The 19,469-nt window shown below is 72.6% G+C and carries 24 protein-coding genes; 3 read left to right on the plus strand and 21 right to left on the minus strand.

Features of this window, described 5'->3' with window-relative positions:
* Positions 1–41: 41 nt before the first annotated feature.
* The 9 genes from lgt to ACZ60X_RS01400 all read right to left on the minus strand — a co-directional run bounded on the left by lgt (position 42) and on the right by ACZ60X_RS01400 (position 7,125).
* Complete coding sequence (gene lgt / locus ACZ60X_RS01360) at positions 42–1,016, minus strand: prolipoprotein diacylglyceryl transferase (protein ID WP_469592081.1); 975 nt, start codon at positions 1,014–1,016, stop codon at positions 42–44.
* Between the two features lie 97 nt (positions 1,017–1,113).
* Positions 1,114–1,884: a DsbA family protein gene (locus tag ACZ60X_RS01365; protein ID WP_469592083.1), complete on the minus strand. Its 771-nt coding sequence runs from the start codon at positions 1,882–1,884 to the stop codon at positions 1,114–1,116.
* 73 nt (positions 1,885–1,957) lie between these two features.
* Positions 1,958–2,776 carry a tryptophan synthase subunit alpha gene (trpA, locus tag ACZ60X_RS01370; protein ID WP_469592085.1) on the minus strand — a complete coding sequence of 273 codons (819 nt, stop codon included), beginning with the start codon at positions 2,774–2,776 and terminating at the stop codon, positions 1,958–1,960.
* Positions 2,773–4,056: a tryptophan synthase subunit beta gene (gene trpB / locus ACZ60X_RS01375; protein WP_469592087.1), complete on the minus strand. Its 1,284-nt coding sequence runs from the start codon at positions 4,054–4,056 to the stop codon at positions 2,773–2,775. The genes trpA and trpB overlap by 4 nt, the downstream gene beginning before the upstream one ends.
* A gap of 77 nt (positions 4,057–4,133) precedes the next feature.
* Positions 4,134–4,358: a tryptophan biosynthesis modulator TrpM gene (gene trpM / locus ACZ60X_RS01380; RefSeq protein ID WP_469592089.1), complete on the minus strand. Its 225-nt coding sequence runs from the start codon at positions 4,356–4,358 to the stop codon at positions 4,134–4,136.
* Positions 4,359–4,376: 18 nt separating this feature from the next.
* A complete protein-coding gene (gene trpC, locus ACZ60X_RS01385) occupies positions 4,377–5,186 on the minus strand; it encodes an indole-3-glycerol phosphate synthase TrpC (protein WP_469592091.1) in 810 nt (269 codons plus the stop codon).
* Positions 5,187–5,329: 143 nt separating this feature from the next.
* Complete coding sequence (locus ACZ60X_RS01390) at positions 5,330–5,776, minus strand: DUF2752 domain-containing protein (protein WP_469592093.1); 447 nt, start codon at positions 5,774–5,776, stop codon at positions 5,330–5,332.
* Positions 5,777–6,016: 240 nt separating this feature from the next.
* Positions 6,017–6,277, minus strand: a complete 261-nt coding sequence (locus ACZ60X_RS01395) for an HGxxPAAW family protein (RefSeq protein ID WP_469592095.1) — start codon at positions 6,275–6,277, stop codon at positions 6,017–6,019.
* 209 nt (positions 6,278–6,486) lie between these two features.
* Positions 6,487–7,125, minus strand: coding sequence for a TIGR02234 family membrane protein (locus ACZ60X_RS01400; RefSeq protein ID WP_469592097.1), 639 nt, complete (start codon positions 7,123–7,125; stop codon positions 6,487–6,489).
* Positions 7,126–7,384: 259 nt separating this feature from the next.
* On the opposite strand from ACZ60X_RS01400, the gene ACZ60X_RS01405 reads away from it, so the two are divergent.
* The gene (locus ACZ60X_RS01405; protein WP_469592099.1) at positions 7,385–8,605 is read left to right on the plus strand and encodes a S53 family peptidase; all 1,221 of its coding nucleotides are present in this window, start codon (positions 7,385–7,387) and stop codon (positions 8,603–8,605) included.
* A 6-nt stretch (positions 8,606–8,611) separates the two neighbouring features.
* On the opposite strand, the gene ACZ60X_RS01410 is transcribed toward ACZ60X_RS01405, so the two are convergent.
* Positions 8,612–10,090 carry an anthranilate synthase component I gene (locus ACZ60X_RS01410; protein WP_469592101.1) on the minus strand — a complete coding sequence of 493 codons (1,479 nt, stop codon included), beginning with the start codon at positions 10,088–10,090 and terminating at the stop codon, positions 8,612–8,614.
* 11 nt (positions 10,091–10,101) lie between these two features.
* Positions 10,102–10,503: a phosphoribosyl-AMP cyclohydrolase gene (gene hisI / locus ACZ60X_RS01415; RefSeq protein WP_469592103.1), complete on the minus strand. Its 402-nt coding sequence runs from the start codon at positions 10,501–10,503 to the stop codon at positions 10,102–10,104.
* A gap of 157 nt (positions 10,504–10,660) precedes the next feature.
* On the opposite strand from hisI, the gene ACZ60X_RS01420 reads away from it, so the two are divergent.
* On the plus strand, positions 10,661–11,296 hold the full coding sequence (locus ACZ60X_RS01420) for a TIGR03085 family metal-binding protein (RefSeq protein ID WP_469592105.1): 636 nt from the start codon (positions 10,661–10,663) through the stop codon (positions 11,294–11,296).
* A 14-nt stretch (positions 11,297–11,310) separates the two neighbouring features.
* The gene (locus tag ACZ60X_RS01425) at positions 11,311–11,709 is read left to right on the plus strand and encodes a VOC family protein (protein ID WP_469592107.1); all 399 of its coding nucleotides are present in this window, start codon (positions 11,311–11,313) and stop codon (positions 11,707–11,709) included.
* Between the two features lie 27 nt (positions 11,710–11,736).
* Here ACZ60X_RS01425 and ACZ60X_RS01430 read toward each other — a convergent pair whose 3' ends face one another.
* The 10 genes from ACZ60X_RS01430 to hisD are packed head-to-tail and all read right to left on the minus strand — an operon-like array spanning position 11,737 to position 19,367.
* Entirely contained in the window at positions 11,737–12,969 is a 1,233-nt protein-coding gene (locus tag ACZ60X_RS01430; RefSeq protein ID WP_469592109.1) for an MFS transporter, read from the minus strand.
* A gap of 15 nt (positions 12,970–12,984) precedes the next feature.
* A complete protein-coding gene (locus ACZ60X_RS01435) occupies positions 12,985–13,593 on the minus strand; it encodes an ArsR/SmtB family transcription factor (RefSeq protein WP_469592112.1) in 609 nt (202 codons plus the stop codon).
* A 45-nt stretch (positions 13,594–13,638) separates the two neighbouring features.
* A complete protein-coding gene (gene hisF, locus ACZ60X_RS01440) occupies positions 13,639–14,394 on the minus strand; it encodes an imidazole glycerol phosphate synthase subunit HisF (protein WP_469592114.1) in 756 nt (251 codons plus the stop codon).
* A gap of 6 nt (positions 14,395–14,400) precedes the next feature.
* Positions 14,401–14,793, minus strand: a complete 393-nt coding sequence (locus tag ACZ60X_RS01445) for a RidA family protein (RefSeq protein WP_469592116.1) — start codon at positions 14,791–14,793, stop codon at positions 14,401–14,403.
* Positions 14,794–14,808: 15 nt separating this feature from the next.
* Complete coding sequence (gene priA, locus ACZ60X_RS01450; protein ID WP_469592119.1) at positions 14,809–15,531, minus strand: bifunctional 1-(5-phosphoribosyl)-5-((5-phosphoribosylamino)methylideneamino)imidazole-4-carboxamide isomerase/phosphoribosylanthranilate isomerase PriA; 723 nt, start codon at positions 15,529–15,531, stop codon at positions 14,809–14,811.
* Between the two features lie 4 nt (positions 15,532–15,535).
* Entirely contained in the window at positions 15,536–16,177 is a 642-nt protein-coding gene (hisH, locus tag ACZ60X_RS01455; RefSeq protein ID WP_469592121.1) for an imidazole glycerol phosphate synthase subunit HisH, read from the minus strand.
* Positions 16,174–16,338, minus strand: coding sequence for a hypothetical protein (locus ACZ60X_RS01460; RefSeq protein WP_469592123.1), 165 nt, complete (start codon positions 16,336–16,338; stop codon positions 16,174–16,176). Before ACZ60X_RS01460 ends, hisH begins: the two co-directional genes overlap by 4 nt.
* 4 nt (positions 16,339–16,342) lie before the next feature.
* Positions 16,343–16,936, minus strand: a complete 594-nt coding sequence (gene hisB / locus ACZ60X_RS01465; RefSeq protein WP_469592125.1) for an imidazoleglycerol-phosphate dehydratase HisB — start codon at positions 16,934–16,936, stop codon at positions 16,343–16,345.
* Positions 16,933–18,045, minus strand: coding sequence for a histidinol-phosphate transaminase (locus ACZ60X_RS01470; RefSeq protein WP_469592127.1), 1,113 nt, complete (start codon positions 18,043–18,045; stop codon positions 16,933–16,935). Before ACZ60X_RS01470 ends, hisB begins: the two co-directional genes overlap by 4 nt.
* Entirely contained in the window at positions 18,042–19,367 is a 1,326-nt protein-coding gene (hisD, locus tag ACZ60X_RS01475; protein ID WP_469592129.1) for a histidinol dehydrogenase, read from the minus strand. Before hisD ends, ACZ60X_RS01470 begins: the two co-directional genes overlap by 4 nt.
* Positions 19,368–19,469: the final 102 nt, after the last annotated feature.

Here is a 19,469-nt window from a genome sequence, read left to right on the forward strand (position 1 = left end):
CCGCGCGTCACGGGCCGCCGACGGGAGCTGACCGGCGGTGGTCAGCTCTTCGCCGTCCCCGACTCGGCCTCGTCCTTCACCGTCGCATCCGCGGCCACATCCGCATCCGCGTCCGGCTCGGTCCTGCCCTCCGCCTCGGTCGTGGCAGCGGCTGCCTCGGCGTCGCCGGCGGCCCCGGCGCCCTCGGCCGAACCGTCGACGACACCGGGTTCGACCACGGCCTCCCTGCCGGGCCGCAGCTTCGACGACACCACCATGTAGGCCACCGCCAGCAGGAACACGAGGAGCGCGGTCCAGTCGTTGAGGCGGAGGCCCAGGATGTGGTGGGCGTCGTCCACGCGCATGTACTCGATCCAGCCGCGGCCCACGCAGTACGCGGCGACGTACAGGGCGAACGCCCGGCCGTGGCCCAGCTTGAAGCGGCGGTCGGCCCAGATCACCAGGAATCCCACGCCGATGCACCACAGGGACTCGTAGAGGAAGGTCGGGTGGTAGTAGCCCGGCACCCGGCCGCCCTCGGAGGAGGTGATGTGCAGTGCCCAGGGAACATGCGTCTCGCGGCCGTACAGCTCCTGGTTGAACCAGTTGCCCCAGCGGCCGATGGCCTGCGCGAACGCGATGCCGGGCGCGACGGCGTCGGCGTACGCCGGCATCGGGATGCCCCGGCGCCGCGCGCCGATCCACGCCCCGAGCGCGCCGAGCGCGATCGCACCCCAGATGCCCAGGCCGCCGTTCCACACCTTGAAGGCGTCGACCCAGTCACGGCCCGGACTGAAGTACAGCTCGTAGTCCGTGATCACGTGGTACAGCCGGCCGCCGACCAGGCCGAACGGAACGGCCCACACCGCGATGTCGGCGACCGTGCCGGCCCGCCCGCCGCGGGCGACCCAGCGCTTGTTGCCGAGCCAGACGGCGACGAAGACGCCGATGATGATGCAGAAGGCGTAGCCGCGCAGCGGGATCGGGCCGAGGTACAGCACCCCGCGCGACGGGCTGGGAATGTAGGCAAGTTCCATGGCAGGTCCGACGCTACCCTGCCGGGCCCCGGGGACGGCAAGCAGCCCGGCTACGGGTCCATAACGGGGGCGGGCGGAAAAGGCGGCTGTCCAGGGACTATCCGCGGTTGGCGGCCTCGACCATCTGCTTGAGTCTGGCCGGCGTCATGGTCTGGTCCTGGTAGATGTTCTTCCCGCCCAGCAGGACCGTGGGCGTGCCGGTGAAGCCGCCGGACTGGAAGGCCTGGTGGGACTTGTCCACCCAGGCGTCGTGGGTGCCGTCGTTCACGCACCGGCGGAAGGCGGCGTTGTCCAGACCGCTGACCTTGCCGGCGAGCTGGATCAGCTTGGCGTTGCTCGCGAAGGCGTCGTCGGTCTCCTTCGGCTGATTGGTGTACAGCACGTCGTGGTAGTCGCGGAACTTTGCGGCGTCCTGGGCGCAGGCCGCGGCGTTGGCCGCGCGCAGGGAGCCGGTGCCGCCGAGGTTGCCGTCGATCAGCCGGACCAGGTGGTACTCGATTCTGAGCTTGCCGGCGTCGGCCAGTTCGTGGAGCGTGGGACGGTACGCGATCTCGAAGGCCTGGCAGGCCGGGCAGCGCATGTCCTCCCAGACGGTGAGCGTCGACCTGGCGCTGTCCTTGCCGACCGGGATCGCGAGGCTGTCCTTGCCCTGCGCGCCCGAGGGCGCCACGACCGGGCCCGCCTTGCTGCTCTTCTTCCCGCTGTTAGCGGCGACGACGCCGATCACCGCCGCGAGGCCGAGGACGCAGACGACGCTCCCGCCCACGATCAGCGTGCGCCGCCGCTTGTGCGCGGCCTTCTGCTTCTCGCGCTCGACCGCCAGCCGCTCCCGGGCCGTGCGCTTTCCGTCACGGTTGTTCTCGCTCACACCCCCAGAACGAACCGGGGAGGCGCAGCGCGCCTCCCCGGCCCGAGGTCCACCCGTTCGGGTGAGCGGACGGTCACGCCTGTCGGCGCACGCCCCGCGCGAGTTCCCCGGCCAGCTCACGCACCGCCGTGAGGCCCGAGGCGTCGTCGGGGGCGTCCAGCATCCGCTTCACGAACGCCGAGCCGACGATCACGCCGTCGGCGAAGCCGGCGACCTCGGCGGCCTGGGCGCCGTTGGAGACGCCGAGGCCGACGCAGACGGGCAGCTCGGTGGCGGTGGCCCGGGTGCGCTCGACCAGGTTCCGGGCCTGCGCGCCGACCGACTCGCGGGTGCCGGTGACCCCCATGAGCGAGGCGGCGTAGACGAAGCCGCTGCCCGCGGCGGTGATCTGCGCGAGCCGCTCGTCCTTGCTGCTCGGCGCCACGACGAAGACCGTCGCGAGGCCGTGCTTCTCCGCGTGCTGCCGCCACAGCGCCGATTCCTGGACCGGCAGGTCGGGCAGGATGCAGCCCGCGCCGCCCGCCTCGGCCAGTTCGGCGGTGAAGCGCTCGACGCCGTAGCGGTCGATCGGGTTCCAGTACGTCATGACGAGGACCGGCTTGCCGGTGGCCGCGTGGGCCTCCCTGACCGTCCGCATCACGTCCGCGATCTTGACGCCGCCGCGCAGGGCGATGTCGTCGGCGGTCTGGATGACCGGGCCGTCGAGGACGGGGTCGCTGTGCGGCAGACCGACCTCCACGACGTCCGCGCCGCCGTCGAAGACGGCCTTGATCGCCTCGATGCCGCCGTCCACGGTCGGGAAGCCGGCCGGGAGGTAGGCGATGAGCGCGGCCCTGCCCTCGGCCTTGGCGGCCGCGAGCGTGTCCGACAGCAGCTGGATCTTCCCGCTCACTTGGCGTCCCCCTCGATCTCGGCGGTGTCGGCTTCGTCGGCGGCGACCTCGGCGTCGGTGTCGTACAGGCCGAAGTAGCGCGCGGCGGTGTCCATGTCCTTGTCGCCTCGCCCGGAGAGGTTGACGACGATCAGGCCGTCCTCGCCCAGCTCCCTGCCGACCTCCAGGGCGCCGGCGAGGGCGTGGGCGCTCTCGATGGCCGGGATGATGCCCTCGGTGCGCGACAGCAGGCGCAGGGCCTGCATGGCGGCGTCGTCGGTGACCGCGCGGTACTCCCCGCGGCCGGAGTCCTTCAGGTAGGAGTGCTCGGGCCCGATGCCGGGGTAGTCCAGACCGGCCGAGATCGAGTACGGCTCGGTGATCTGGCCCTCCTCGTCCTGCAGGACGTACGACCGCGAGCCGTGCAGGATGCCGGGCTCGCCGGCGGTGAGGGTGGCCGCGTGCTCGCCGGTCTCGATGCCGTGCCCCGCCGGTTCGCAGCCGATGAGGCGGACGGAGGTGTCCGGGATGAAGGCGTGGAAGAGGCCGATGGCGTTGGAGCCGCCGCCGACGCAGGCGATCGCGGCGTCGGGCAGGCGGCCGGCGCGCTCCAGCAGCTGGCGGCGGGCCTCGACGCCGATCACGCGGTGGAAGTCGCGGACCATGGCCGGGAAGGGGTGCGGTCCGGCGACCGTACCGAAGAGGTAGTGCGTGTGGTCGACGTTGGCGACCCAGTCGCGGAACGCCTCGTTGATCGCGTCCTTCAGGGTGCGGCTGCCTGACTTCACGGCGACGACCTCGGCGCCGAGCATGCGCATGCGGGCCACGTTCAGCGCCTGGCGCCGGGTGTCGATCTCGCCCATGTAGATGGTGCAGTCGAGGCCGAACAGGGCGCAGGCGGTGGCGGTCGCGACGCCGTGCTGGCCGGCGCCGGTCTCGGCGATGACCCGGGTCTTGCCCATCCGCTTGGTGAGCAGGGCCTGGCCGAGGACGTTGTTGATCTTGTGGGAGCCGGTGTGGTTGAGGTCCTCGCGCTTGAGGAACACCCGGGCGCCGCCCGCGTGCTCGGCGAAGCGGGGCACCTCGGTCAGGGCGCTGGGCCGGCCGGTGTAGTTGACCAGCAGGTCGTCGAGCTCGCGGGCGAACTCGGGGTCCTGCTTGGCCTTGTCGTACTCGACGGCGACCTCGTCCACGGCGGCGACGAGGGCCTCCGGGATGAACTTGCCGCCGAACGCGCCGAAGTAGCCCTCGGCGCTGGGGACGTGACCCTCCGGGTCGGGGAAGAAGAAGTTGCTGGGCATGCCGGAACCTCACGGTGAGTGCGTGGAAAGACACTGTTCGCCGTGGGGGCGGGGACTCGTCGTCGGCTGCGCGGCCGTCAGTGGCCGAGCGCGCCCGCGCGGCGGTGGCCGCACATCGGACGGAGCCCCGCGCCCCTCGCGGGGCGCTGCCATCGCATGCCGTTGACCTGCCCGGGCTCATCGCCGATGACGTACCGCACACGACGGCCGTGGACGCGCCGCGCCGGGGCGCGGCAGCCGCGCGGGCGGCAGCCGCGCGCCAGGCGGGCGTAGCGGTCCACGGTCGTCATGGCGGGAGTCATCGGGGTGAGCCTAGCGGGTCAGCTCCGGCCGTGCCGCAGTGCGGGGTGTTCGCCCGCGGCGACCAGGTCGGCGACGGCGGTCTTCGGGTCGCGGCCGGTGACGAGGGACTCGCCGACCAGGACCGCGTCGGCGCCGGCGTTGGCGTAGGCGATCAGGTCGTGCGGGCCGCGCACGCCGGACTCGGCGACCTTGACGAGGTGGTCCGGGATCTCCGGGGCGACCCGCTCGAAGGTGGAGCGGTCGACCTCCAGCGTCTTCAGGTTGCGCGCGTTGACGCCGATCACCTTGGCGCCGGCGTCCACGGCGCGCTCGACCTCGTCCTCGTCGTGCACCTCGACCAGCGGGGTGAGGCCGATGGAGACGGCGCGCTCGATCAGGGACTCCAGGGCGGACTGCTCCAGGGCGGCCACGATCAGCAGCGCGAGGTCGGCGCCGTAGGCGCGGGCCTCCCACAGCTGGTACGAGGTGACGATGAAGTCCTTGCGCAGCACCGGAATGTCCACGCGCGCGCGGACGGCCTCCAGGTCGGCCAGCGAGCCGCCGAAGCGGCGCTGTTCGGTGAGGACGGAGATGACGGCCGCGCCGCCCGCCTCGTAGTCCGCGGCGAGCGCGGCCGGGTCGGCGATCGCGGCCAGCGCGCCCTTGGAGGGGCTGGAGCGCTTGACCTCGCAGATGACCTTGACGCCGTCGCCCTTGAGCGCGGCCACCCCGTCCTTGGCGGCGGGTGCCTTGGCCGCGCGCTCCTTGAGCTCGTCGAGGCTGACGCGTGCCTGCCGCTCGGCGAGGTCGGCACGGACTCCGTCGATGATCTCGTCGAGGACACTCACGCGAGCGGCCCCCTTCCAGACGGTGGTTCCTTCGGGGTCTTCAGGTTCTGAAAACCCGTGGTCAATGCGATGGTATCCGCAGCGGGCCGGTGCCTTCGCATCCGGTGGACGCCGGTCCCAGTACCTGGACATTCCCTTGGTGATCAAGGGTGCAACCAGCTGCCCGCGGGCAGGTTCCGCACAGCCGTGAAGACCAGCAGCACGAGGCCGATGGCCCACAGGTGCGCCCGGCCGAGGGCCGGGGGGCGTGGTGGGCGGCCGCGCAGCGCGCGGACCGTCCAGGCGGTCCACAGCAGCGCGAGGCCCAGGCAGCCGGCCACGCCGAGCGCGTTGTCGCGCAGGGCGGTGAGCAGGTCGCCGTGGACGAGGGCGTGCGCGCCGCGCAGTCCGCCGCAGCCGGGGCAGTACAGGCCGGTGAGCCGGTACAGCGGGCAGACGGGGTAGTGGCCGGGCTCGTCGGGGTCGACGGCACCGACGTACGCGTAGGCCCCGGCGACGACCGCGAACAGCGCGCCCGGGGCGGCGAGCCGCCGTGCGAGCGGTGCGGTGAGCGGTGTCGCGGGGAGGGCCCCGCGGCTGTCGGCGTTCACCCTGGCATTGTGCCGCGCGCCCGGCCCGCACGCGCGGCGCGGCGGGCGTGCGCGGGCCCGCGGCGCCGCGGGCTTGTCCGGGCCCACCCGGGAAAGCCGCACGCGGGTGCGGCAAGAACCGAGGGGCGGGGGGGGCCCCCCCCCCGGGGGGGGGGGGGCCCCCCCGCCGGGGGGGGGCCCCCCCCCGCCCCTCCAGGCGGTGCTCAGCGGCCGCGCTCGGGGAGCGGCGCCGCGCCGGGCTCAGCTCTCCGCGGTCGCCGGCTCACGGCTCGCGAGGGGGGCGCCGGCCATCTTCAGGGGCTTGGCGTTCTGGCCGAGACCCATGGCGCGCATGATGCCGCCGACCACCGCGCCGCCGAGGATGAGCGCCATGCCGGCCCAGAAGCCCACGGGCTGGGCCATCACCATGAAGGCGCCCGCGACCAGGAAGCCGATGAAGGAAATGATGACGCCGGTCCAGGCGGCCGGGGTGTGACCGTGGCCGTGGCTGCTGCCCGCCATGTCTGTGCTCCTCGTTGCTGTGTACGTGTCCCAGGGAGCGGCGTACGTCTCGTACGGCTCCGAGCCCGCCCGTCGGTGTCCGAGCCGGACGCTCACCGCCATTGTCCCGTACGCGTGCGCGGGCCGGACGCGGGGGTGGCGTCTGGTTCGCCACACCGGACGCGCCGGTATCGCCTTTGACCGGGCGTTGACCTGGGGTTGACCGGGGCTCAGGCGCCGGTGGGGTCCTCGCCGCGGTCCAGGGCCTTCCACATCTCCTCGGGCCGCTCGGGGTCGACCGGGCGGGCCGTGCGGCGCGGACGGCCGGCGCCGCGCTCGTAGCGCCCGGACATGGCGGGCCACAGGGTGCCGTAGCGCAGGGCGAGCAGGCCGGCGAGCAGGATCAGCGCGCCGCCGACGGCCGCGACGTAGGGCCAGCCGGTGTGGCTGAGCGCGGCGACCGTGGCGGAGGTGTCGCCGCTGGCCTGGGCCGCCTTGTCGTCCAGCGCGGAGTTGTCGGAGGCGGACACGAGGGCGGCGGCCATGATCCCGGCGCCGGACAGCGCGAGCAGCCCGGCGACGACGAGGCGGCCGGCCCGGCGGACGGCGAAGACGGCGACGAGCGCGGCGAGGCCCACTATGGCGAGGGCCGCGGGGACGCCCGTGACGTCGCTGCCCTTGGCGGTCAGCGGGAAGGCGCCGCCGGCCACCGTCGCGGTGCCCTCCGCCCAGCGCTGCCGGGTCGCGAGCAGCACCACGGCCGCGCCGAGCGCACCGCACAGGAGGGCCAGGGCGAGGCTCCGCCGACCGGACCGGGCGGGCGCGGCGGCTTCGGAACGGGGGTGAGGTACGGCAGTCACGTACTCCACTATCGCCTGAACCCCGCGAGAACCGTCACCCAGGGTCCGTCAACCCATGCACGGCCCAGTCTTCGATCATGTCCACGCCAGGAACAGCACATGAACGGCCCAGGAAGGGCAAAGCGATGTTCTCGCTTCAATCTTCCCCCTGTTGACGGGGACCCGACATCCGTAGGTTCTGCGCCACTCCGGCTCACACCACGCGCCGGGGTGGCCCCGCGCACCCCCCACAGCCCTTCCCGAAACACCCACCTCGTGGAGGAGTACGTTGCGCAGAACCGCTTCCCTCGCCGCCGTGGCCGCCCTCGCCACGGCCGCCCTCGCTCTGGCCGCCCCCGTCGGCCAGGCCGCCCAGGCCACCGTCTCGCCGTCCCACGGCGTCAGCGTCGCCCGCGCCTGCGCGGCCCCGACGAAGAAGGACGAGGTGGCCTGCAACGCCCTGCAGGTCACCGCGGGCACCCCGGCCTCGGCACACGCCGAGAGCGCGCTGACGGCCGCCGCCGCCCCCTCCGGCTACGGTCCCGCCTCGCTCCAGTCGGCCTACAACCTGCCCTCCGCGACCGGCGGTTCGGGCCAGACCGTGGCCATCGTCGACGCCTACGACGACCCCCACGCCGAGTCCGACCTCGCCGCCTACCGCTCCCAGTACGGGCTGCCCGCCTGCACCACCGCGGGCGGCTGCTTCCGGAAGGTGAACCAGAGCGGCGGCACCTCGTACCCGCGCGGCAACTCCGGCTGGGCCGAGGAGATCTCCCTCGACCTCGACATGGTCAGCGCGGCCTGCCCGAACTGCAAGATCCTGCTGGTGGAGGCCAGTTCGACCAGCATGACCAACCTGGGCACGGCCGTGAACACCGCCGTGAAGCTGGGCGCGAAGTTCGTCTCCAACAGCTACGGCGGCTCCGAGTCCTCCAGCGACGCCGGGTACGACTCCAGCTACTTCGACCACCCCGGCGTCGCCATCACCGTCTCCTCCGGCGACAACGGCTACGGGGTCGAGTACCCGGCCGCGTCGAAGTACGTGACGGCGGTGGGCGGTACGTCCCTCAAGACGTCCTCCACCACGCGCGGCTGGAGCGACACGGTGTGGAGCGGGGCCGGCTCCGGCTGCTCCGCGTACGACGCCAAGCCCAGCTGGCAGAAGGACTCCGGCTGCGCGAACCGCACGGTCGCGGACGTCTCGGCGGTCGCCGACCCGAACACCGGGGTCGCGGTCTACGACACCTACGGGCAGGGCACCGGCTGGATGGTGTTCGGCGGGACCAGTGCCGCCTCCCCGCTGATCGCGGCGACGTACGCGCTGGCCGGCGCCCCGTCCTCCGGCTCGTCCCCGTCGTCCTTCCCGTACGCGCACACCTCGGCGCTGAACGACGTCGCCAGCGGCTCCAACGGCAGCTGCGGCGGCTCGTACCTGTGCACCGGCACCACCGGCTACGACGGGCCGTCCGGGCTCGGCACCCCGAACGGCACCGCCGCGTTCACCGGCTGAACCCTCCTACGAGCTGAGCCGGTTGGCCGTGTGCACCGCGCGGAGGACCGCCGCCGCCTTGTTGCGGCACTCCTGGTCCTCCGCCACCGGGTCGGAGTCGGCGACGATGCCGGCTCCGGCCTGCACATAGGCCGTGCCGTCGCGCAGCAGGGCCGTACGGATGGCGATGGCCGTGTCGGAGTCGCCCGCGAAGTCGAGGTAGCCGACACAGCCGCCGTACAGGCCGCGGCGCGACGGCTCCAGCTCGTCGATGATCTGCATCGCGCGGGGCTTGGGCGCGCCGGAGAGGGTGCCCGCCGGGAAGCAGGCGGTGAGCACGTCGAAGGCCGTGCGGCCCGGGGAGACGCGGCCGGTGACGGTCGAGACGATGTGCATCACGTGCGAGTACCGCTCGATGGACATGAAGTCGACCACCTCGACCGAGCCGGGCTCGCAGACCCGGCCGAGGTCGTTGCGCCCGAGGTCGACCAGCATCAGGTGCTCGGCGCGCTCCTTGGGGTCGGCGAGCAGTTCCTCGGCGAGGGCCTGGTCCTCCTGCGGGGTGGTCCCGCGCGGGCGGGTGCCGGCGATGGGGTGCACCATGGCCCGCCCGTCCTCGACCTTCACCAGCGCCTCGGGCGAGGAGCCGACGACGTCGAAGCCGTCGAAGCGGAACAGGTACATGTACGGCGAGGGGTTCGTGGCGCGCAGCACCCGGTAGACGTCCAGCGCGCTCGCCGTGCAGGGGGTCTCGAAGCGCTGGGAGGGCACGACCTGGAAGGCCTCGCCCGCGCGGATGCGCTCCTTGACGTCCTCGACGGCCGCCTGGAAGTCGGGGCCGCCCCACAACGCGGTGTACTCGGGCAGTTCCGAGGGCGGCAGCACGGCCGGCGGCTGGGCCACCGCGCGCGTGAGGTCGGCCTCCATCGCGTCGAGGCGGGCCACGGCGTCGGCGTAGGCCTCGTCGACCCCGGTGTCGAGGTCGTTGTGGTTGATCGCGTTGGCGATCAGCAGGACCGATCCCTCCCAGTGGTCCATCACCGCGAGATCGCTGGTCAGGAGCATGGTCAGCTCGGGCAGCCGCAGGTCGTCACGCTCGCCGGGGCCGATCTTCTCCAGGCGGCGGACGATGTCGTATCCGAGATAGCCGACCATGCCGCCGGTGAAGGGCGGCAGGCCCTCCTGGTTCGGGGTGTGGAGGGCCTGGAGCGTGGCACGCAGCACCTGCAGCGGGTCGCCGTCGACGGGCACGCCGACGGGCGGGGCCCCCTGCCAGTGGGCCTGGCCGTCGCGCGTGGTGAGCGTGGCGGCGCTGCGGACGCCCACGAAGGAGTACCGGGACCAGGAGCGGCCGTTCTCCGCGGACTCCAGGAGGAAGGTGCCGGCGCGCTCGGCGGCGAGCTTGCGGTAGAGCGCGACCGGGGTGTCGCCGTCGGCGAGGAGCTTGCGCGTGACCGGGATGACGCGCCGGTCGGCGGCGAGCTTGCGGAAGGTCTCGAGGTCCATGGCCGCTGACCTTACTGACCGGAGCCGGTCGGGCCGGAATCGGCGTCCTTGAGCAGCACGTCCTCGTCGAAGCAGGTGCGCGCGCCGGTGTGGCAGGCGGCGCCGACCTGGTCGACCTGGACGAGCACGGTGTCGGCGTCGCAGTCCAGCGCGACGGACTTCACCCACTGGAAGTGGCCCGAGGTGTCGCCCTTGACCCAGTACTCCCGGCGGCTGCGCGACCAGTAGGTGCAGCGGCCGGTGGTGAGCGTGCGGTGCAGCGCCTCGTCGTCCATCCAGCCCAGCATGAGCACCTCTCCGGTGTCGTACTGCTGGGCGATGGCGGGCAGGAGTCCGTCGGGGCTGCGCTTGAGGCGCGCGGCGATCTCCGGGTCGAGGCTGCTGGGCCGGGGCGTGCCGGTCGTGCTGGTCATGGGTGCCATTGTGCCGCGCGGCACCGACAACGGGAGGGGCGCGTCCATCGAATGAGCGCTTCGGCGCGATGGGGTGTCCCTGAGGGGGAGCCTCGACGAGGGGTGGTGGCCGGGCGACGGGTGGGCGGACCTCACGCCCGGTAATAGGCTGGCTGGCATGTCGACCTTCGCCAAGCGTGAACGGCTGCTGCTCGCGGACCTGCTGGAGACCGTCGGCCCGGACGCCGAGACCCTCTGCGAGGGCTGGCGGACCCGGGACCTGGCCGCGCATGTGATCGTGCGCGAGCGCCGGCCGGACGCGGCTGGCGGCACGCTCCTCAAACAGCTCGCGCCGCGCCTGGAGAAGGTGACGGCGGAGTACACCGCGAAGCCGTACAAGGAGCTGATCCAGCTGATCCGCACCGGTCCGCCGCGCTTCTCGCCGTTCCAGCTGAAGCAGGTCGACGAGGCGGCCAACATCGTCGAGTTCTACGTCCACACCGAGGACGTGCGCCGGGCCCAGCCGGACTGGAGCCCGCGCGAGCTGGACCCGGTCTTCCAGGACGCGCTGTGGTCCCGGCTGGAGCGCACCGCGCGGCTGCTGGGCCGGGGGGTGCCGACGGGGCTGGTGCTGCGCCGCCCGGACGGGCAGACGGCGGTGGCGCACCGGGGCACGCCGGTGGTGACGGTGACCGGTGAGCCGTCGGAGCTGCTGATGTTCGCCTTCGGCCGGCAGAACGCGGCCCGGGTGGACCTGGAGGGCGACGCGGACGCCATCGAGAAGGTGCACGAGACCAGGCAGCTGGGCATCTGAGAGGAGCCCGTCCCGTGATCAGGGTCGCGATGACCGGCGTGTACGTGGACGACGTGGCGCGGGCGCACGCCTTCTACACGGACGTGCTGGGCTTCGAGACCCGGACCCGGCTGGACCGCGGGGACGGCACGCTGTTCGTCACGGTCGGGGCCGGCCGGGGCGCCCAGCCCGATCTGGAGCTGCTGCTGGAGCCGGGCGAGGGGCCGATCGCGGAGCCGTACCGCCGGGCACTGTACGAGGCGGGCATCCCGTGCATCGTCTTCTGCGTGGACGACCTGCCGGCGGAGTACGAACGGCTGCGGGGCCTGGGGGTCCGGTTCCCGCACAAGCCGCAGCGGCAGGGCCCGACGCTGGCGGCGGTGTTCGACGACACCGTGGGCAACCTGGTGCAACTGGTTCAACCGAAGGGGTGAACCGGGGGTGCGGGGCGGCGCGCGGTCTCAGCGGGGCAGCTCGGCGGCGCGCAGGGCCGGTACGGTGAGGGCGACGACCCCGCCGAGCCCGCAGACGGCGGCGCTGACGACGTAGACCGGGCGCAGCCCCCACGTCCCGATCGCGGCGGCCGCGAACGGCATGCTCAGCGGGGTGAGGCCGAGGCTGACCAGGCTGGAGGCGGCGGTGACCCGGCCCAGGTAGGCGGGGTCGGACTGGGTCTGGAGCAGGGCCCCGCACAGTGCGCCGCTGAGCCCGGTGAGCAGGCCCACGACCACGGCGGTGCCGGCGGCCGCGGCCAGGGCGGGTACGAAGGCGAGGGCGCCGACGGCCACGGCCCCCACCGCACATGCCCACCCGGTGACCAGCCCGGCGCGCGGCAGCCGCCCCCGGACCGTCAGCAGCAGCGAGGCGGCTCCCGCGCCGGCGCCGAACCCGGCCAGCACCCAGCCCATGCCGGAGGCGCCCCAGCCGCGTCGGTCGGCCAGCAGGGCCAGCCCGACGTTCAGCGGGCCGACGAAGCCGAGGTCGCCGAGGGCGATGGCCAGCATCAGCGGGGCGAGGACGCGGTGGCGGCGGATGTAGCGCAGGCCGGCGCCGAGATCGCTCCAGGCGGTGCTGCCGTTTCCGGGGCCGGGCAGGTCCCGTATCCGCACCGAGAGCAGCAGCGGCACCGAGACGGCGATGAGCAGCCCGGCGAGGGCGAACGCGCCCGGAGCGCCGCCGAAGGCCACGGCGAACCCGCCGAGCGGGGCGCCGACCACGTTGGAGAAACGGATGGCGAGGCCGCGCATGCCCTGGACCCGGGCGAGCTGGTCCCTGTCGGTGAGGCGGGCCGGCAGGGCGCCCACGGCGGGCATGAAGACGGCGTCCACCGTCCCGAAGACCAGCGCCAGCAGGGCGAGCGGCCACAGCCCCGGGCTGGTGAGGGCCAGCAGGGCGGCCGCGGCGAGGACGGCCGCGCAGCGTACGGCGTCGCTGCCGATGACGACCCGGCGCGGCCCGAACCGGTCGGCGATCACTCCGCCGCCCAGCATCAGCACCGCTCTGGGCAACGCGCCGGCCGACATCACCAGACCGGCCTGAGCCGGGGTTCCGGCCCGGACGGCGGCCCAGGACAGGGCGAGGTAGTAGACGCTGTCGCCGAGCGTCGAGGAGGTGTAGGCGGCGAGCCAGCGCCGGATATCGGGGTCGCGGTGAGCCCGCGGCGCGGTCGCCGACGGTATGAGCGTGGCGGGCACGGAAGGAGTGTCCTCTCAGACGCGGAACGGGAAGCCGTACACGTGCAGCGCGACGTTCTCGCGCCCTTCGGTGGCGCCGGCGGCCTCACGGGCGCGCCCCTGCTCGTCGTAGCGTGTGAGCAGGTCGCGCAGGTCCTTCTTCAGCTCCGCGAGCTCCTCGGCGGTCAGCCTCAGCAACGACTCGGAGTCGTGGGCGGCCTCGTTCCACTCAGACCCCCAGTGGGCGCGCTGGTCGAGGTATCCGCGGTACATCTCGGCCCGCTGTTCCAGGAACATCCGCGAGGCGGCGAGGTGGGCCGCCACCTTCTCGGGGGCGTCCTGGAAGTCCTTGTCGCGGATGGAGACGCCTTCGGAGGACGGCTGCCACCAGCGCTCGCGGGCGTCCGCGCTGCGCGGCTCGGCCTCCTCCACCAGGCCGTGCTCGGCGAGCTTGCGCAGGTGGTAGCTGACCAGCGAGACGGCTTCGCCGACCTGTTCGGCGAGGTGTGAGGCGGTGGCCGCCTCGGCGACGAACAGCAGGCGGTAGAGCTTCATGCGCAGGGGATGCGCGAGCGCCTTCAGGGTGCCCACGTCGGTGATCCGGCGTTCCTCGACCCTAGATACGAAAGAAAAGTTGCACAACATATTTTGCGCAACTTCCCTTTCATGTCCGCCGAAGCCTGGCGGGCGTCAGCGCACGGGGTGTCCCGCCGCCCGGAGCGTCTGCTTCACCTCGCCGATTCGCAGATCCCCGAAGTGGAACACCGAGGCGGCCAGCACCGCGTCCGCGCCCGCCGCGACGGCCGGCGGGAAGTCGGCCAGCTTGCCCGCGCCGCCGGAGGCGATCACCGGGACGGTGACGTGCTTGCGGACGGCGGCGATCATCTCCAGGTCGTAGCCGTCCTTGGTGCCGTCGGCGTCCATGGAGTTCAGCAGGATCTCGCCCGCGCCCAGCTCGGCGGCCCGGTGCGCCCACTCCACGGCGTCGATCCCGGTGCCCCTGCGGCCGCCGTGGGTGGTGACCTCGAAAGAACCCGAAGCGGTGCGGCGGGCGTCCACCGACAGGACCAGCACCTGGCGGCCGAAGCGCTCGGCGATCTCACGGATCAGGTCCGGGCGGGCGATCGCGGCGGTGTTCACGCCCACCTTGTCGGCGCCCGCCCGCAGCAGCCGGTCCACGTCCTCGGCCGTACGGACGCCGCCGCCCACGGTCAGCGGGATGAACACCTGCTCGGCGGTGCGGCGCACCACGTCGTACGTCGTCTCGCGGTTGCCCGAGGACGCGGTGATGTCCAGGAACGTCAGCTCGTCGGCGCCCTCGGCGTCGTACACCTTCGCCATCTCGACGGGGTCGCCCGCGTCGCGCAGGTTCTGGAAGTTGACGCCCTTGACGACCCGGCCGTCGTCCACGTCCAGGCAGGGGATGACTCGGACCGCCAGGGTCATGACTGCTCAGGCTCCTCTGAATGCTTCAAGCTCTACTTCGACCAGGATGCGCGGATCGACGAAGCCCTCGACCACCAGCAGGGTCGAGCACGGGCGCACGGAGTCGAACAGCTCCTTGTGGGCCCGTCCCGCCTCGTCGACGTCGCGCACGTGGCTCAGGTACATACGGGTGCGGATCACGGACTCGACGCCGAGCCCGAACTCCTTCAGCGCCTCCAGCGCGTTGCCGAAGGCGACCTTGGTCTGCTCGTACGGGTCGCCTTCGCCGTACAGCACCGTGCCCTTGAAGGACGTGGTGCCCCCGACGGACACCCGGTCCCCCGCCGCGACGGCGCGCGCGAACCCGAAACTCTCTTCCCAGGGACTTCCGCTCTGCACACGCCGCACGGCATCACTCATGACACGGCATCCTTTTCACGATGTGGCCCGCAAGGCCTCTTCCAGGGTGAACGCCTTCGCGTACAGGGCCTTCCCGACGATGGCGCCCTCGACACCGAGGGGTACCAGCCCGGCGATGGCGCGCAGGTCCTCCAGCGACGACACGCCGCCGGACGCCACGACCGGCCGGTCCGTCGCCGCGCACACGTTCTTCAGCAGCTCCAGGTTCGGGCCCTGGAGCGTGCCGTCCTTGGCGATGTCGGTGACGACGTAGCGGGCGCAGCCCTCCTTGTTCAGGCGCTCCAGCGTCTCGTACAGGTCGCCGCCGTCGCGGGTCCAGCCGCGGCCGCGCAGGGTCGTGCCACGCACGTCCAGGCCGACCGCGATCTTGTCACCGTGCTCGGCGATGACCTTGGCGACCCACTCGGGGCTCTCCAGGGCGGCCGTGCCGAGGTTCACCCGGGTGCAGCCGGTGGCCAGGGCGGCGGCCAGCGAGGCGTCGTCGCGGATGCCGCCGGACAGCTCCACCTTGATGTCCATCGCCCGCGCGACCTCGGCGATCAGCTCGCGGTTGTCGCCGGTGCCGAACGCGGCGTCCAGGTCGACCAGGTGCAGCCACTCGGCGCCGGAGCGCTGCCAGGCGAGAGCGGCCTGAAGCGGGGAGCCGTAGGAGGTCTCGGTACCGGACTCGCCGTGCACGAGGCGGACGGCCTGGCCGTCCCGGACGTCGACGGCGGGGAGGAGTTCGAGCTTGGCCATGTCTCTACAGGGTTCCGATCCAGTTGGTGAGGAGCTGGGCGCCGGCGTCGCCGGACTTCTCGGGGTGGAACTGGGTGGCCCACAGAGCGCCGTTCTCCACCGCGGCCACGAACGGCTTGCCGTGCGTCGACCAGGTGACCTTGGGCGCCGAGATCACCGGGTTGTTCGTCTCCAGCTGCCAGTCGTGGACGGCGTAGGAGTGCACGAAGTAGAAGCGGGCGTCGGCGTCCAGCCCGGCGAACAGCTCCGAGTCTGCGGGGGCCTCGACGGTGTTCCAGCCCATGTGGGGCACGACGTCGGCCTGGAGCGGCGCGACCGTGCCGGGCCACTCGTCCAGGCCCTCGGCCTCCACGCCGTGCTCGATGCCGCGCGCGAAGAGGATCTGCATGCCGACGCAGATGCCCAGCACGGGCCGCCCACCGGAGAGCCGGCGATCGACCACCCAGTCGCCGCGGGCGGCCCGCAGCCCCTGCATGCAGGCGGCGAACGCGCCGACGCCCGGCACCAGCAGGCCGTCGGCGTTCATGGCCTTGTCGAAGTCACGGGTGATCTCGACGTCGGCGCCCACGCGCGCGAGGGCGCGTTCGGCGGAGCGGACGTTGCCGAAGCCGTAGTCGAAGACGACGACCTTCTGGGAAGCGCTCAACTCCACACCCCCAGTCGCATGACGCCCGCGACCAGGCACATGCCCGCGCCGATGGAGAGCAGCACGATCAGGCTCCTGGGCATCTTCTGCTTGACGAAGGAGATGATGCCGCCGAGCAGGAAGAGACCGACGACGATCAGCAGGGTCGACAGACCGTTCATGGGGTTACAGCGCGCCCTTCGTGGAGGGGAGGATGCCGGCCGCGCGCGGGTCGCGCTCGGAGGCATAGCGCAGCGCCCGGGCGAGGGCCTTGAACTGGCACTCCACGATGTGGTGCGCGTTGCGCCCGTACGGCACGTGCACGTGCAGCGCGATCTGCGCCTGGGCGACGAAGGACTCCAGGATGTGCCGGGTCATCGTCGTGTCGTACTCGCCGATCATCGGCGCCATGTTCTCGGGCTCGGTGTGCACGAGGTACGGGCGGCCGGACAGGTCGACGGTGACCTGGGCGAGGGACTCGTCCAGCGGAACCGTGCAGTTGCCGAAGCGGTAGATGCCCACCTTGTCGCCGAGGGCCTGCCTGAAGGCGGCGCCGAGCGCGAGGGCGGTGTCCTCGATGGTGTGGTGGGAGTCGATGTGCAGGTCGCCGTCGGTCTTCACGGTCAGGTCGAACAGACCGTGCCGGCCGAGCTGGTCCAGCATGTGGTCGTAGAAGCCGACGCCGGTGGCGATGTCGGTTCTGCCGGTCCCGTCGAGGTCGATCTCGACGAGCACCGAGGTCTCCTTGGTGGCGCGCTCCACGCGCCCAACGCGGCTCATGCCTGGGGCTCCTTCTTCAACTCACGGACCGCGTCGAGGAACGCGTCGTTCTCCTGCGGGGTGCCGGCGGAGACCCGCAGCCACCCCGGTACGCCGTTGTCCCGGACCAGGACGCCCCGGTCGAGGATCTTCTGCCAGGCCGTGTGGGCGTCCGGGAACCGGCCGAACTGCACGAAGTTGGCGTCGGACTCGACGACCTCGTAGCCGCTCGCGCGCAGCTCGGCGACCAGCCGGTCCCGCTCCGACTTCAGCTGCTCGACGTACTTCAGCAGCGTGTCGGTGTGCTCCAGGGCGGCCAGGGCGGTCGCCTGGGTGATCGCCGACAGGTGGTACGGCAGCCGGACAAGCTGGACGGCGTCCACGACCGCCGGGTCGGCGGCGAGGTAGCCGAGGCGCAGCCCCGCCGCGCCGAAGGCCTTCGACATCGTGCGGGAGACGACCAGGTGCGGGCGGCCTTCCAGCAGCGGCAGCAGCGAGTCGCCGTGGCTGAACTCGATGTAGGCCTCGTCCACGATCACCATCGAGGGCTTGGCCGCCTGGGCCGCCTCGTACAGCGCGAGGACCGTCTCGGGCGGGACCGCGTTGCCCGTGGGGTTGTTGGGGGTGGTGATGAAGACGACGTCGGGCCGGTGCTCGGCGATCGCCTTCTCGGCGGCGGCGAGGTCGATGGTGAAGTCCTCGCCCCGGGGACCGGAGATCCAGCCGGTGCCCGTGCCACGCGCGATGAGCGCGTGCATCGAGTACGACGGCTCGAAGCCGATCGCCGTGCGGCCCGGTCCGCCGAAGGTCTGCAGCAGCTGCTGGATGACCTCGTTGGAGCCGTTGGCCGCCCAGACGTTGGCGATACCGAGGGGGTACCTGCCGGTCTTCGTCAGGTAGGCGGCCAGCTCGGTGCGCAGCTGGACCGCGTCCCGGTCGGGGTAGCGGTTCAGGTCGCGGGCCGCCTCCCGCACCCGCTGCGTGATCCGCTCGACCAGCGGCTCGGGCAGCGGGTAGGGGTTCTCGTTGGTGTTCAGCCGTACGGGGACGTCCAACTGGGGCGCGCCGTAAGGGGACTTGCCGCGCAGTTCGTCGCGTACGGGGAGATCGTCGATCCTCACGTCGCTCACTTGCTCTCGGGTACCTTCCAGCCGAACCTCGCCTTGACCGCCGCGCCGTGCGCCGGCAGGTCCTCCGCCTCCGCCAGCGTCACCACGTGATGGGCGACCTCGGCGAGCGCGTCCTTCGTGTAGTCCACGATGTGGATGCCGCGCAGGAAGGACTGGACGGACAGGCCCGAGGAGTGGCAGGCGCAGCCGCCGGTGGGCAGGACGTGGTTGGACCCGGCCGCGTAGTCGCCGAGCGAGACCGGCGCCCAGGGGCCGATGAAGATCGCGCCCGCGTTCTTCACCCGGTCGGCCACCGCGGCGGCGTCCGCGGTCTGGATCTCCAGGTGCTCGGCGCCGTAGGCGTCGACGACCCGCAGGCCCTCCTCGATGCCGTCGACCAGCACGATCGCGGACTGCCTGCCCTTCAGCGCGGGCACGATCCGGTCCTCGACGTGCTTGGTGGCGGCGACCTGCGGCTGGAGCTCCTTCTCCACCGCCTCGGCAAGCTCGACGGAGTCGGTGACGAGGACGGCCGCGGCGAGCGGGTCGTGCTCGGCCTGGCTGATCAGGTCCGCGGCCACGTGCGCCGGGTCGGCGGTGTCGTCGGCGAGGATCGCGATCTCGGTGGGGCCGGCCTCGGCGTCGATGCCGATCCGGCCGGTGAAGAAGCGCTTGGCGGCGGCGACCCAGATGTTGCCGGGGCCGGTGACCATGTTGGCCGGGGCGCAGGACTCGGTGCCGTACGCGAACATGGCGACGGCGGTCGCGCCGCCCGCGGCGTAGACCTCGTCCACGCCGAGCAGTGCGCAGGCGGCGAGGATCGTCGGGTGCGGCAGCCCGCCGAACTCGGCCTGGGGCGGGGAGGCGAGCGCGATCGACTCGACCCCGGCCTCCTGGGCCGGTACGGCGTTCATGATCACGGAGGAGGGGTACACCGAGCGGCCGCCCGGCGCGTACAGCCCGACGCGCTCCACCGGCACCCACTTCTCGGTCACCGAGCCGCCGGGCACGACCTGGGTGGTGTGCGTGCCGCGGCGCTGCTCGCGGTGGACCAGGCGGGCGCGGCGGATGGACTCCTCCAGCGCCGCGCGCACGGCCGGGTCGAGCGCGGCCGGCGCGTCGGCGAGCGCCTGGGCCGGCACCCGGACGGATTCCAGCCGTACTCCGTCGAACTTCTCGGCGAAGTCGATCAGCGCCGCGTCGCCACGATGATGCACGGCCTCGCAGATCGGACGCACCTTCTCCAGGGCGGCCGCCACGTCGAAGTCGGCTCGGGGCAGCAGGTCGCGCAGGGCGGGGCCCTCGGGAAGGGCGTCGCCGCGCAGATCGATTCGGGAGATCACGGACTCAATTCTCTCAGACCGGGATCCCAGACCGTGCGCGCGTATCAATGGCTGATACAGAACGTGGCCGGATTCGGAAGATCGCCTTCACGTCCGGTGTTC

The organism is Streptomyces sp. NPDC104106 (assembly GCF_055584345.1).

Bases quoted from the DNA above. Each gene is read 5' to 3' on its own strand.
- trpB (WP_469592087.1), bottom strand. From the start codon at position 4,056: ATGCCCAGCAACTTCTTCTTCCCCGACCCGGAGGGTCACGTCCCCAGC.
- ACZ60X_RS01410 (WP_469592101.1), bottom strand. From the start codon at position 10,090: ATGGACCTCGAGACCTTCCGCAAGCTCGCCGCCGACCGGCGCGTCATC.
- ACZ60X_RS01460 (WP_469592123.1), bottom strand. From the start codon at position 16,338: ATGAACGGTCTGTCGACCCTGCTGATCGTCGTCGGTCTCTTCCTGCTC.
- hisI (WP_469592103.1), bottom strand. From the start codon at position 10,503: ATGACCAGCACGACCGGCACGCCCCGGCCCAGCAGCCTCGACCCGGAG.
- ACZ60X_RS01435 (WP_469592112.1), bottom strand. From the start codon at position 13,593: ATGTTGTGCAACTTTTCTTTCGTATCTAGGGTCGAGGAACGCCGGATC.
- ACZ60X_RS01445 (WP_469592116.1), bottom strand. From the start codon at position 14,793: ATGAGTGATGCCGTGCGGCGTGTGCAGAGCGGAAGTCCCTGGGAAGAG.
- hisF (WP_469592114.1), bottom strand. From the start codon at position 14,394: ATGACCCTGGCGGTCCGAGTCATCCCCTGCCTGGACGTGGACGACGGC.
- ACZ60X_RS01420 (WP_469592105.1), top strand. From the start codon at position 10,661: ATGTCGACCTTCGCCAAGCGTGAACGGCTGCTGCTCGCGGACCTGCTG.
- hisB (WP_469592125.1), bottom strand. From the start codon at position 16,936: ATGAGCCGCGTTGGGCGCGTGGAGCGCGCCACCAAGGAGACCTCGGTG.
- trpM (WP_469592089.1), bottom strand. From the start codon at position 4,358: ATGACTCCCGCCATGACGACCGTGGACCGCTACGCCCGCCTGGCGCGC.
- lgt (WP_469592081.1), bottom strand. From the start codon at position 1,016: ATGGAACTTGCCTACATTCCCAGCCCGTCGCGCGGGGTGCTGTACCTC.
- ACZ60X_RS01395 (WP_469592095.1), bottom strand. From the start codon at position 6,277: ATGGCGGGCAGCAGCCACGGCCACGGTCACACCCCGGCCGCCTGGACC.
- priA (WP_469592119.1), bottom strand. From the start codon at position 15,531: ATGGCCAAGCTCGAACTCCTCCCCGCCGTCGACGTCCGGGACGGCCAG.